The sequence below is a fragment of the Bacillus cereus group sp. N14 genome, assembly GCF_016483555.1.
Taxonomy (GTDB): Bacteria; Bacillota; Bacilli; order Bacillales; family Bacillaceae_G; genus Bacillus_A; species Bacillus_A wiedmannii.
The window spans coordinates 451,481-465,930 of record NZ_JAEHBQ010000002.1 but is presented as its reverse complement, the minus strand read 5'-3'; the positions used below and the strand labels follow the sequence as shown (position 1 = coordinate 465,930).

Below are 14,450 nucleotides of genomic sequence, written 5' to 3'. Positions count from 1 at the left end.
TCTAGCGAACGCTTTGTTACAATTCCGACAATGGATTCTGTATGTACTCCCTTGTCTCTTAAATTTTTCCCAATGGTGTTTGCCTTTGCATTCAATTGTCTATAGGTAAGGCTCTCCCCTTCATATTCTACAGCTATTTTATCTGGAGTTTTTTCCACCTGTTCCTCAAATCTTTCAATAATCGTCTTATCGTTTTGATATTCAATATGTGTCCTATTGAATTCATAAATAACTTTTTCTTTTTCTGTATCAGTTAACAATTCAATTTCACACAGTTTCTTTTGTGGGTCTTTCAAAACATTTTTCAATAATTGGACAAATTGTTCATTCATACGAGCAATTGTTTTTTCTTTAAATAAGTCCGTACAATACTCCCAATTCAACTCATATCCATCTTCAATACCTTCAATGTTCATTGTTAAGTCAAACTTTGATACATTATTTGGTGTTGGCAATAAAACAACATCAGCTTCTCCAAATGTTATCTTTTCATTCTCATTATTTTGAAATGCAAACATGACATCAAAAATTGGATTTCGAGAAGGATCCCCTTCAACACTAAGTTGATCTACTAACTCTTCAAATGGATATTCTTGATTATCAAACGCATTTAAGCATTTTTCTCGTAATTGTGCCACCAAATCTATAAATCTTTGTGAAGATTGTATATTCCCTTTAATCGCCAAAGTATTTACAAACATACCCAGCATATCAATTGTATCCGAGTGAGTTCTGCCAGATATAGGACTTCCCACAACAATCTCTTCTTGTCTGCTATATCTACTTAGGAATAACATGAAGGTTGACAACAATACCATATATTCTGTTGCCCCTGTTTCTTTTTCTAGCTGTTTTATAGCATTCTTATATTTTAGTCCTAATTTAGTTATAATATTTTGTCCTTTAAAACTTTTCTTCTGAGTTCTTGGATTATCTGTAATTAAATCAAGTACCGGTATTTCTTCTGCGAATTCATTTAACCAATAATTCTTTTGTCCAAACAATTCCCTATTATTTTCCCATACACTATAGTCTTTATATTGAATTTCTGGAGTTGCTAAATATTTCCCTTCATAGAACTTCGATAAATCTCCCAATAGAGTCTTCTTTGAAACTCCATCACAAATAATATGATGAATATCAATTATTAAAATTGATTTATTTTCTGTAATCTGTACAATTTTTGCTCTTAATAATGGCGATTCACTTAAGTTAAATGGTTCTACAAATTCATTTAATAATTGCTGAATATCTAGTTCCTTATTTATCACTTCAAACTCTAACAAAAATTCAATACTGTCAGTTATTTTTTGAATTGGTGTTCCATTTTCCATAATAAAATGAGTTCTTAAAATATCATGACGTTGTATCAACTTTTGAAATGCCTTTTCCAACCTATTCAAATCAAGGTAACCATTCACTTCTAAAATTTGAGGGGTATTATAAATAATATTTTCCCCTTGCATTTGATCAATGATGTACAGCCTTTTTTGAGCTGAAGTCAGTTCAAAACTATGACGATCTACTTGCTTTTCAATTGGCGAATATAGTTTATATCCATCCACCTCTTTAATTTCTTCAGCTAAATTCCGAACAGTTTTTAATTCCATTACTTTACGTAATGGAATTCTCATTCCAAATTTTCGTTCTATACTATTCACTAAAACTGTCGCTTTTAATGAATGCCCACCTAATTCGAAGAAATCATTATCTATTCCAACTTGTTCTATATGCAAAATTTCTTTATACATTTCTATAATAGCTGATTCAATTTTATTTCTTGGCGCGACGTAATTTTCTGCTAATACAAATTCAGGGCATGGTAACGCCTTCTTATCCAGCTTCCCATTTCTAGTAATTGGAAGCTTATTTATCTGCATAATGTATGTTGGTACCATATAATCAGGTAACATACTTTTAAGTTTCATTTTAATTTCAGAAACATTCCATTCTGCTTTACACACTAAATAACCACACAAATATTTTTCATCATTATTTTCTTTTACAACTACAACAGCATCTTGGATTCCTGGTAGAGTTCTTATTTTCTCCTCAATCTCTCCAAGTTCAATTCTAAATCCTCTAATCTTAACTTGATCATCAATTCTACCTAAATATTCAATATTACCATCCTCTAGCCAACAAGCTAAATCTCCAGTACGATAAATTTTCTCTCCTAGTTTATACGGATTTTCTACAAATTTTTCAGCAGTTAACATAGGATTATTTAAATAACCTCTCGATACACCTGCTCCCGCTATACATAATTCGCCTGGTACTCCAATTCCACATAAGGTATTTCCATTCATTATATAAACTTGTGTATTAGATATTGGCTTTCCAATTGGAACTTTTTCTATATTTGCCTGATTACTAAAATGATAAGAAGTTGCAGTAACTGTAGTTTCTGTAGGTCCATACAAATTACATAAGTTACCGAATCTTCCCCCCATCAATTCTCTTAATCTTTCCAATAAATCTTTTGATATTGGCTCTGCAGCTAAATATAATTTATTAATTAATTGAAATACCTCAGCTTGATCATGGTCCTCTATATATTCTAATATCATCCTCAACATTGATGGTGTGAGAGCTATCTGATTATGAGGTAAAAACTTTATAAGTTCCCCTGGATCCTTATTTTGATCCTCATTAAGTATGCTCAGTTTACATCCAGCTACTGAACAAGGGAAAATTTCCCAAGCTGAACCATCGAAGAAAAATGCTGTTTTCTGAACAATAACTGATTTTTCAGTGTAATTACCGTTCTCTATTTGCCAAAATACTTGATTGACAATATTTCTATTTTCAATCATTACTCCTTTAGGCATGCCTGTAGTCCCAGACGTATAAATTACATACGCTAAATGATTCGGTTTTGATATCACCTTTAAGTTACTTTCTCTTTCTTCATTACATTCTGTAATATCAATAATCACAATATCAGATAAACCATTTAACAAGTCCTTACTACCAGGACCACCTAACATTATTTTAATATTAGAATCTCCAATTATGAATTCCATTCTGTTTCTTGGACTCTTTGGATCAATTGGTAAATATGCTGCTCCAGATTTTAAAATTCCGTATATTCCGATAACCATTTCCAGAGATCTTTCTGAAGTTATTCCCACAACAGAGTCTGGTTTCACCCCTGTTTTTCTCAACACCTCTCCTAAATAATTAGCTTTAGAATTAAGTTCTCTATAAGTAAGAGATATTTGTCCAAATTCTAATGCTATATTATCAGGCGTTCTCTCCACTTGCTCTTCGAATAACTCAATAATCGTTTTATCTTGAGAGTATGTAACCTCTGTATCATTAAATTCAATTAGTACTTTTTGTCGCTCTTCCTCACTCAACAACTCAAATTCACATAGTTCCTTTTGTGGATTTTTCAAAGTATTAGTCAATAACTGTGAAAAATGTTGGCTCATACGTTCAATCGTTTCATCTTTAAATAAATCCGTGCTATATTCCCAAATGAGCTCATACCCATCTTCACTTTCCGTCATACTAACTGTTAAATCAAATTTTGCCGTGTTATTATCCATTTCTATTGCTTGTGCTTTTTGTTTTCCAAATGTTAGCTCGGTAGATTCATTATTTTGCAACACAAACATAACATCAAAAATAGGGTTTCTTGATGCATCTCTTTCGACCCTTATATTCTCTACTAATTCTTCAAATGGATAATCTTGATTTTCAAGTGCTCTTAAACATTTTTCTTTGAGTTGTTGTATTAACTCAATATATTTCATATCAGGATGTAAATTACCTTTAATAGCCAATGTATTTACGAACATCCCTAATATATCTTGAGTATCTACATGAGTCCTTCCAGCTACTGGACTACCTATTACAATTTCTTCTTGTCGACTATACCGGTTAAGCAACAACATAAAAGTAGACAATACAATCATATATTCCGTAGCACCTGTTTTTACTTGAACGCCTCTTACTAATTCTTTTATATGTTTGCTTAGTTTTGTAATAGCTCTTTTCCCAGAATAACTTTGATACTGCGGCCTCGGAAAATCAGTTTTCAAATTAAGTAAAGGTATTTCATCAGAAAACTCATTTAACCAATATTGCTTTTGCTCATTTAAATCTCTAGCATTCTCCCATACACTATAGTCCTTATACTGAATATTAAGTTCTGGTAATTTTTTTCCGTTATAAAAGTTAGCTAAATCATTTAATAATATTTGAGCTGACCCCTCATCATAAATAATATGATGGATATCAATTAATAGAATGCTTTCATTTTTTTCAGTTTCAATAACCATCGTTCTCATCAAAGGTGCCTTTTTTAAATCAAAAGGCTTGATAAACTTCTTATAAACATTTAATATTTCTGTATTTTTTTCCTCTATATGACTAAAATCGATTTCTACTCGATCTTCTACAACCTGAATAAATTTATTATTTATCTGCTCAAAATGCGTTCTTAATAATTCGTGCCGTTCTGTAAGTTTAGTTAACGCATTATATAGCTGCTTAGTATTAATCTTCTCATCAAATTTAATCATTAGTGGAATATTATATGTAATATTCGGTTCTTGCATCTGATCAATTACATACAACCTTTTTTGCGCCGAACTCATTTCATAGTAATTTTTTTCAGGTTGTTTTTTAATCGGTACATGCTGTTCTCGATTTGCATCCCTCTTTACTTCTTCGCTTAGCTTTCGCACTGTACTATTTTCTAAAATTTTTCGTAGAGGAATCCGTGTCCCATACTTTTGTTCAAGCATGTTCACAAGTCTTATCGCTCTTAGAGAATGCCCTCCCAGTTCAAAGAAACTGTCATCAATTCCCACTCGATTTACCCTTAAGATTTCTTGAAATATCCCTGAAATATATCGTTCCGTTTCATCTCTTGGTGCAACATATTTCTCATAAGAAATATGTTTGGGATTTGGTAGGACATTCTTATCCAATTTCCCATTTCTTGTTACCGGCAAACTTTCCATTTGGATAATATATGTTGGAATCATATATTCTGGTAAATTTTTTTCTAATTGAACTTTTACTTTCTTTACATTCATCTTTCTGTCAGCAACTATATAACCACATAAATATTTTTCGCCATCTAGTTCTTTCAGTACAACTGCAGCATTTTGAATACCTTCAATTTCTCTTATTTTTGTTTTTATTTCCCCAAGCTCTATTCGGTATCCCCTTACTTTTACTTGATCATCAATTCTACCTAAGTATTCAATATCTCCACTTTCTAACCAACGACCTAAGTCACCTGTTCTATATACTGTATCTCCAGGTTTAAACGGATTCTCTACAAATTTTTCCGCTGTAAGCTGAGGTTTATTTAAATAACCTCTCGTTACTCCTTCACCACCAATATATATTTCACCAACCATCCCAACACCACAAAGGTGTTCGTTATTCATAATATATATTTGGGTGTTTGCGATAGGCTTTCCTATATGAATTCCTTTTTGTTTCTCATTTATCGGAACCATATGTGAAGTAGCAAATACTGTCGTTTCAGTTGGACCGTATGAATTTACAAGATTTGCGCCAACACAATAGTTTTCATTATATTTATTTGCTAGTTCTATAGGAAGCGCCTCACCTGATAACTGTATTCTTTTTAGTGAAGTCAATTTATTCACATCTGTATAAAAAAGGAATTCCTCTAATACTGATGGTACAAAGGATAATCTCGTAACATTATGCTTCTTGATTTTCTCTGCAATTTTTTGAAAATCTCTCTCATCCTCTTTAGGCAAAAGAAATAATTTTGCACCTCTTATACACCATAAGAACATTTCCCAAATCGATAAATCAAATGCATATGTTGTTTTTTGCATAATCACTTCTGTTTCATTAAAGTCATCTTTAAGCATCCAATAAATTAAATTCATTAAATTCCTGTTTTCGACCATAACCCCTTTAGGATTCCCAGTAGTACCTGATGTATATATGACGTAAGCCAAATGATTTTGTTTTGATATATGTTCTAGATTCGTTGCTATCTCTTCCTTACAACCAATTAAGTCGATAATAGCTACATTGTTAATAATATTATTAATTACATTGTCAGCACCATGCCCTGATAACAAAATATCTGTACCACTATCTTCAAGAATATAATTTATCCTATCAATTGGTTGAGAAGGATCTATAGGTAAATAAGCACCTCCAGCTTTTAAGACTGCAAAAATCCCCAAGATCATTTCAATCGATCTATCTGTTATTATAGCTACAATCTTATCAGGTCCTACCCCCTTCTCTCTCAGTAACTTACCTAAATAGTTAGTTCTAGCGTTGAACTGTTGATAAGTTAGTTCTTGTCCTGCAAATTCTATAGCGATAGCATTAGGGGTTTTATTTACTTGCTCCTCAAACAATTCAATGATCGTTTTATTGTTTGGATATTCAGAATACGTTTCATTATATTTTATTAAAACTTGTTGTTTTTCTAATTCATGTAATATTTCTATATCTTTTAGTAAGATTGCTTGCCTTGACATAACTTGTTTACATATCATTTCTATTCTATTATGTAAAAGCTTTAGCATCATACTACTAATAGAATCTGTATCAAAATTATAAACTATCTTCAGTTTATCCTCTGTTTGCTGCAAACCAATTTCTAATTGAAAGTCCCCTTTGTTGACTGAATTTCTGTTTTTTTCCAACTGGTATAAAACTACACCTGAAAAATCATTATATCCAAAATTCCCAAAATTCAATTCAGTTAATTTTGTAGAAGATTTATCCTTTTTGCTATTAATTAAGTCTATAATTGTTTGCTCCATATTTATCTCATAACTTTTATAATTAAATGAATTCTCAATATCAAAGTTACCTATGGTTACAATATCGTTCCCCATCGACTTACCAGTTTGAAAAGCCCATAATGCAGAAAAAAATTGTAGTAGTTTAACATTATTTTTATCACAAAAATTTACAATTGATTGATACACATGTTCATCAAATAAAAAAGTTTCTATTGCCTTCTCCCTAAAATTACCATCTTTTTGAAATTTGACATCCGCATTATTTTTCAGCATATTCTCCCACCTAAAATTAAATAATATTTGTTTATAAGTACTTAAGTTCCATTAATAACGTATCATTTATTTCTTTTGCCAATTCTTTTATATGAGTATTAATAAAGAAATGATTCCCCTTCATTTTTTTATAATTACAAAATCTTGCAGTATACTTTGCCCATTTAAAAATATTATCATCTACATTATCTTCCTCAGAATAAATAATTGATATGTTAGACAAACATTTTTCTTCTTTTTTAGTGTATTTATATTCTTTATATAGTTTAAAATCAACTTCAAAATTTTTCACACACAAATCTAATAGTTCTTTATCTTCTAACAAAAAATCATAACCATCTAGACTTCTTATATTTTCAACTACTCTATCAGATGACATATTAGATACTTTTAAATTATTATCTTTTTCTTCCGGAGGACCATTTGCTACAAAATAAAGATGAAGTGGCTTTCTCCCTGTACGCTTAAGTATTTCATAGTAAACTTCAAAAGCTACTAAACTTCCCATACTATAACCTAAAATAGAAAACGGATCATCATCCAAATAATCAATTATCTTACTTGCTATATCGTCTACCATATTTTTGAAACTCGCATAATAATTTTCTGAAATACGTTCTCCATGCCCTGAATATTCAATTGGGATTACATCTACTATTTTATGCATATATCCTTTTAGTTGATAATACATAGATGCTGATCCACCTGCATATGGCAGACAAAACAACTTAATTTTTTCCATACTCTCCCCCCTTTTTTCTTTGTTAATTTACAACTCTTATCTCTCCTAAATTTGCTTTTAAATTGAATTGATAAAGTTGCTCTCCTGATAATCTAGCCTTTACTGCACACTTTCTAATCCCACTTTTATTTATTTGTACATTTGCCCTGGGTGGAATCTTAATATAAGCCCCTGCTGCACCAGGTGAACAATTCAAATCCCCACCTACTTCAGCCATCTCTAGTTTAATTTTCCCTGAAATAGACTGTACATTAGTATGTCGAATTTTTCTTAATAATTGAATATCTGCCGGACGACTGCCAACCTTTAAATCTAAAGAATCACATAAGACATCTTTTACATTCAACTTTGCAGCCTTCGTTTTAGCTTCTATTTTTTCACCTCGCAGTCCCTCAAGGGTCAGTTCACCAATATCTTGATTAATAACTAGATAATCGATCATATCCTCTGGAATACCTATGTCTAAATAAACCGATTTAGGAAATCCAACCATAAGAATTGGAGTAAAGCGAACTTTTTGTTTTAAAATTAAACAATTCGATAGTTGATTTATTTCCATTCCCTTACAATGCCGTCCTAACGATCCATTTATAACTAATTTTGTTCCTTTTATTGCATGACAAAAAATAATTCCTCCTTTAATATGAATCTCTATTTTACGTCTCCCATTCAATTCAACTATTTCCTGGTAATTATCCATTAGTTTCCCTCCTCAATTAATCTATTTCCATCCGATTTACTCTCTGCATCAATTCAAGAGCAACTAAGATTCCAATAGCAGCAATTATTACTAATATAATGACACCTAACATAGGCTTATCATAGCCAGATGCCACAGTATTCCCTAAAAGTGCAATTAATCCGAAAGCAGAAATAATTGTAATTGGAACTGATTTTTTAATAAAACCTATTCTCATAGCAATAAGGGCTACCATACTTGTTATAAAAGCAGTAATTACAATCATTAACAATGTAGAAAAAATATCTTGCTGTGAAAGAGTGTCTGGAACAATAGGAGAAATTTTTTCTGTTAAACTAAAAATAATGATAGGTATAGCAGTGCAAATAATCATAGACACCGTAGTAAAACCAAGTACAATAAGTAACTTTGCAAATAAAACTTTCTTTCGATTAATAGGATAAGAAAATAACAATGTCATTTGTTTACCTTTATATTCTTCAATAATAAAGCGAGTATACATTACAGATGATATACATGAAAAAACAATCATCCCCATTAAAGTAGTAAATTTATAGATATTAGTATAGTTCTGAAATTGAACTTCATTCGTTTGTTGTGCAACAAATGCAATAAAATAGATAAAAGCAAGTAAACCAATACTAGAAATAACACTCGCCAAAATAAACGTATTTATTTTATTTTTTCTAATTTCAAGTTGTATTATATTAAACACATACTTTTCCTCCCGACATAATTTTAAAGAAATATTCTTCTAATCCTTTCGGAGATTTTGTCTTTACTTCTTCTAAAAGTGCTTCTTCTACAACCACTCCATTTACAATGACTCCAATTGAATCTACAATATGTTCAAGTTCACTAAGAATATGGCTTGAAATAAGAATGGTCATCCCGTAATTTTTAGATAAATTTTTAAATAACACCCTCATTTCTTGAATTCCAAGTGGATCTAGTCCATTTACTGGCTCATCCAAAATTAAAAGCTTAGGTTTATGAATGAACGAACGTGCTATTGCTAACCTTTGTCGCATTCCTAATGAAAATTTAGAAACTGGTTGGTCGCCCGTTTGAGTAAGGCCTACCATTTCTAAGACTTCAGAAACTCCAAATCCTTCCACATTCATATATGCTAAATGAAATTTTAAATTCTCAGTTGCTGATAAATGCTCATAAAATACTGGGACTTCAATTAAAGTTCCTATATTTTTTAATATCAACTCGCGATTTTTCGTTATATCCATTCCAAAAATTTCAACCTTCCCAGATGTAGGAACCAATAATCCTGATAAAATTTTAAACACTGTTGTTTTCCCTGCACCATTGGCACCTAAGAATCCATATATGGTATTGGCTTTCACCGTCATTGCGCTGCCTTTAATCACCTCTGAACCAGCAAATGTTTTTACCAATTTATCTATTTTTACCGCAAAACTATTCATCTATATCACCATCTTCTACATTCGGATAATTCTCCATAAGTGATTCTATTAATTTGTCACTCACAATATCAACACCTAGTTGCCTCATCATATATTGCATAAAAATCAGCCGCCTAATTGTTTCTGTTTTTTTACGATTAAATAGAACTGGATTCGTCCAAATATTTATCAAAAACATAAAAACTTCTGCACATTCATTAGGATATTCAGTTTCAATTGATCCATCAGCTATCCCTTGTTCTATAATTTCTTTAAAAATTAACGCTTCTTTTGTTACACCTTTTTTTATTCTTTGAATAACAAACTGTGGATTTTTAATTTGGACATTTAGAACACTATCAATCGTATGAATATTCTTGTCTGATATAAGTATCTCTAAGATTTTTATCAGCTTATCCCTACTATTTACTGAATCAACGCTGTTAGCTAATTGCTCCAACATCTCGTAAGTATAATTTAAATGTCGTTCTATAACTGCATCTAATATATCTTCTTTCGACTTAAAATGATGAAAAATAGCACCACGTGACATTCCAATAGAATCAACAATATCTTGTATACTCGTTTTATCAAATCCCTTCTCACTAAACAGCGTTGCTGACACCGTTAATATTTTTTCAATTGTTTGCTTTGAATCTTTAATTTTCATTTACACACCTCTTCTAATCTAAACATACAGGACGTCGGTATGTTTAGATTAGCATTACAATATTTGGATGTCAATAGATTAAGATATGAAACTTTTTAATTTTCCGAAAATATTTTCTTCTTCACTTGAATCAATTTCATAATGATTTCTTTTCCTCAGTTGGATGAGCAGAATGTTAAATGATATCATGGATTCATTGGACCAAAAGTTTAAGGAACTTTACATCAACAATATAGGACTTTATTCAAGTTTATACGATAATACCTACAAGGAACTAATAGGGACAGTTGAATTAGAAGGAATAAACAACTTTGATTGGGTTTTGGGGGATTGGCAGACGCTTTTACAAGCTTATGGGCCTCTTTCGGTTTCCGGTTTTACACAATCCAATCAAGCTTGGTCCTTGAATTCCTTAATTGTAATAGGCATTAACAACGGAGATCCAAATAATCTTAAACAATTCAATTTTTTAACATGTATAAATCCTTCAGACGATTTAATCAAGTATATAAGCAATGCAGCATCGATAAATGTTATTAAGCCACCCGCAGAACCGGTATTGCTATTTAAACCTTGGATTTTCTATTTCCCAAAAAATCATGACAAATTTTTTAAGTATCTTCGGTGTACGTACAGGGCACGAGGAAAACTTAAGTCTTTATAGAATATAATCAAGAATAAGGAATTTTCGAAATGTCACATTAAAGTCCTTCCTTTTTAATATTAGTACACAAAATTTTGTAATTATAAAATAAAAAAGCATGACATAAAATTGTCATGCTTTTTCTTCTCTATCCATATTTCCCCAAACCTTACCTGTTACAAAAGCTTTTATTTGTTGAAATCACTTAATTCTCAAACACAAAATTAATCTTATTTTCTTTCCACTCTAACATCGCATCAAACGTTTTCTCGCCTTTTTTAAAGCCTTTAATTAAATCGGTCTTTTCACCTTTTAAGAGCTTTGTCATATTCTTTTGTGAAATTGTTTTACTTAATATTTTCTTCGAGATGGTAAAATCACATTGCGTTGTGTTGTAGTTAGAACAACCGTAAAACGTTGACTTATCAATCACGTCGCCATCACATTTTTTACAACTACCAACCTTTTTACCAGTTGTAAATTTCGATCCTTTTCGCTCAATCGATTCAACATGTAATCCAGTGAAATCCCACTTCTCCGACATTTCCACTGCATCTTCAATAATTTTCGCTGATAGCTTTTTCGTTTGTTCCATAAATGTAGCTGGTGATGCTGTACCTTCCCCAATTTCCGCAAGGCGCTGCTCCCATTTCGCTGTCATTTCTGGTGAAGCCAGTATTTTATCACCGATTGCGGTAATTAATACTTTCCCTTTATCGGTTGCATACACTTGGTTTTTCTGCACATCTATATATTTACGGTCTTTCAGCATCGTAATAATTCCAGCGCGAGTTGCCTCTGTACCTAAACCTTCTGTTTTCTTTAATACTTTCTCAAGCTCTTCGTTCTCTAAATACTTACCTGCCGTTTTCATTAACGTAATAAGTTGACCTTCTGTATAACGCTTCGGTGGCTGTGTTTTTCCTTCTTTCACTTTCACCTTTACAACTTTTCCTTGTTCACCCTCAGCTACAATTGGAAGAATCGTTTCGTCATCTTTATCGTCTTGGAAAATAACTTTACGCCAACCTTCTTGTATTTGCTGTTTTCCTTTTGAAATGAATTCAGCACGTTCGTCTACAAGAGTTGTAATCGTTGTGTAGTCAAAGATTGCAACTTCATAATGCGCCGCAATCAGTCTTCTTACGATCATATCGTAAATTTTCTTTTCATCACCTGATAGTTTGCTTGGATTTGTAACTTGCTCTGTCGGAATAATGGCATAGTGATCTGTTACTTTCTTTTCATTCACATAACGCTTATTATTCATAATTGATTCAACCGGAGCCGGTAATAAACCTTTATATTCATCAAACTGACTTAACTTCTGTAAAATATCAGGGAACGTCGCTGCCTCTCCTTGTGTAACATAGTTAGAATCCGAACGCGGATAAGAAACTATCCCTTTTTGATATAGTGCTTGTGTTATATCAAGCGTCTTTTTCGGTGAAAATTTAAAAGCTTTATTAGCTGTCGCTTGCAGTGCTGATAAATTAAATAAAAACGGTGGCTGAAACTCTTTACGCTCCGTTTTCATTTCTTTTACTACAGCCGGTTTACCTTGGCAAAATGCTGCAATTTTATTTGCCATATCAGGGTCTTTTAAGCGGGATTCACTATCCTTCTCCCATTTCCCCTCATACTTCTTTCCTTCTATATTAAAGGTTGCGAACACTTCCCAAAACGGCTCCGACTTAAAGTTTTCTATTTCTTTTTCACGCTTTACAATTAATGCGAGTGTCGGTGTTTGTACACGTCCAGCTGAAAATACATCGTTCATTCCTTTTTTCTTTAGCAAAATACTAAAGACACGCGATGCATTCATACCAACGACCCAGTCCGCACATGACCTTGTATACGCCTCATAGTACGTATTGATAGTATCTGATTCATCAAGCAAGTTTTTAAATCCTTGATATATAGCTTGCTTCGTTAAAGATGAAATCCAAAGACGTTTCATCGGCTTTTGTACGTTACAAAGATTAATAATGTTTCGTACAATCAATTCCCCTTCACGCCCGGCATCGCCCGCGTGAATAATTTCTGTTACCTGAGGATTATGTAACAGCTGTTTCACAACGTTAAACTGTTTATACTTCGACTTTGTTACTTCAAATTGAAATCGCTCTGGAATCATCGGTAACGTATTAAGTGACCATTTTTTCCACTCTGCGTGATAATGTTCTGGATTACATAACTGCGTCAAATGACCAATTGCCCATGTACAGTACGCTCCATTTGGAAATAACTCATTCGCTTCCACTTCTAAATATCCATCTTTCCGGCGATATTTAAACTGTGAAACAAGAGCCAAACCTTGATCTGGTTTCTCGGCAATAATTAATTTCATTTTATAACTCCCTATCCGTATTCCAGTGTTACTTTCATTGTCTATCTGTTTAGAGGCGATGATAAAACAACAATCTTATTTATCATTCGCGGGTTACTCCCCATAATGGGATAACTATAATATTATACGCTTATTCTTTATGGCTTCACAATAGAAACTCTTCATTTAACTCTTACATTCACATGCTCATAATTAAAAAGACGTCCAAAAAATCAGGAGCCTTCTTACTCACATTAATTAAATTGTGCAGATAATATGCAGATATAAATAAGCATAAGAACTCTCCATATGAACATATGATGAAATGAATGATAGGACAGGGAGGTATCATAATGTTCGCTTACACAGCAACCACCTTAACACTTTGTTGTATCTCGATTCTTATTACATCTTACATTTCTAAACGTAACGGTACCCTAATGGAGTATATGGTATTTATTATGTCTTTTAGTATGAGTATCGGTTTAAGTATCGGATTTTATTTAGGAATTCTTTTTAAAGGAGAATTACTCTATTCTACTTTGCTTGCTATATTAATTAGTGGTTGTATCGGTTTTTTAGTCGGTCTACGTTTTCACCTATATACTGCTTTAGAAGGGATGTTCTCTGGATTAATGGCAAGTATGATGGGAGCAATGATTACAGAAATGTTAAACGCTCAACAAGCTCATAGTATACTGTTTATTAGCCTTTTACTTACGATAACAATAACTATGTCATGTATAATTCAACTTTTATCAGAAACTTTTTCTGCTTTTATCCAAAGGCGTTTTTTATTATTACTTTCAATTAGTGTGGTAATTATCGTTGCCGTATTCGTGACATTCCCAGATCATACTCCCCCACCTTCCCCCGGGCATGATCAACATATACATTGACTCTTGCAC

Annotated in this window: 9 protein-coding genes; 2 read left to right on the top strand and 7 right to left on the bottom strand. The window is 32.2% G+C overall.

What is annotated here, in order from left to right; all coding sequences use genetic code 11:
- From JDS82_RS05700 to JDS82_RS05675, 6 genes are all read right to left on the bottom strand, one after another.
- The coding region (locus JDS82_RS05700; RefSeq protein ID WP_199712849.1) for a non-ribosomal peptide synthetase at positions 1 to 7,040 on the bottom strand (7,040 nt) is incomplete at its 3' end.
- Positions 7,041 to 7,071: 31 nt separating this feature from the next.
- A complete protein-coding gene (locus JDS82_RS05695; protein ID WP_048566920.1) occupies positions 7,072 to 7,782 on the bottom strand; it encodes a thioesterase II family protein in 711 nt (236 codons plus the stop codon).
- Positions 7,783 to 7,804: 22 nt separating this feature from the next.
- The gene (locus tag JDS82_RS05690; RefSeq protein WP_000371059.1) at positions 7,805 to 8,482 is read right to left on the bottom strand and encodes a DUF4097 family beta strand repeat-containing protein; all 678 of its coding nucleotides are present in this window, start codon (positions 8,480 to 8,482) and stop codon (positions 7,805 to 7,807) included.
- A gap of 16 nt (positions 8,483 to 8,498) precedes the next feature.
- A complete protein-coding gene (locus JDS82_RS05685; protein WP_000481846.1) occupies positions 8,499 to 9,197 on the bottom strand; it encodes an ABC transporter permease in 699 nt (232 codons plus the stop codon).
- Positions 9,190 to 9,921 carry an ATP-binding cassette domain-containing protein gene (locus JDS82_RS05680; protein WP_001083811.1) on the bottom strand — a complete coding sequence of 244 codons (732 nt, stop codon included), beginning with the start codon at positions 9,919 to 9,921 and terminating at the stop codon, positions 9,190 to 9,192. Before JDS82_RS05680 ends, JDS82_RS05685 begins: the two co-directional genes overlap by 8 nt.
- Complete coding sequence (locus tag JDS82_RS05675; RefSeq protein ID WP_000692812.1) at positions 9,914 to 10,570, bottom strand: TetR/AcrR family transcriptional regulator; 657 nt, start codon at positions 10,568 to 10,570, stop codon at positions 9,914 to 9,916. The genes JDS82_RS05680 and JDS82_RS05675 overlap by 8 nt, the downstream gene beginning before the upstream one ends.
- A gap of 172 nt (positions 10,571 to 10,742) precedes the next feature.
- Between JDS82_RS05675 and JDS82_RS05670 the strand changes: the two genes are divergently transcribed.
- Positions 10,743 to 11,234 (top strand): hypothetical protein, encoded by a 492-nt coding sequence (locus tag JDS82_RS05670; RefSeq protein WP_000930863.1) that lies wholly within the window; start codon positions 10,743 to 10,745, stop codon positions 11,232 to 11,234.
- A 184-nt stretch (positions 11,235 to 11,418) separates the two neighbouring features.
- Here JDS82_RS05670 and topB read toward each other — a convergent pair whose 3' ends face one another.
- Entirely contained in the window at positions 11,419 to 13,563 is a 2,145-nt protein-coding gene (topB, locus tag JDS82_RS05665; RefSeq protein WP_000766780.1) for a DNA topoisomerase III, read from the bottom strand.
- A gap of 332 nt (positions 13,564 to 13,895) precedes the next feature.
- On the opposite strand from topB, the gene JDS82_RS05660 reads away from it, so the two are divergent.
- On the top strand, positions 13,896 to 14,441 hold the full coding sequence (locus JDS82_RS05660) for a hypothetical protein (RefSeq protein ID WP_000458503.1): 546 nt from the start codon (positions 13,896 to 13,898) through the stop codon (positions 14,439 to 14,441).
- Positions 14,442 to 14,450 lie beyond the last annotated feature (9 nt).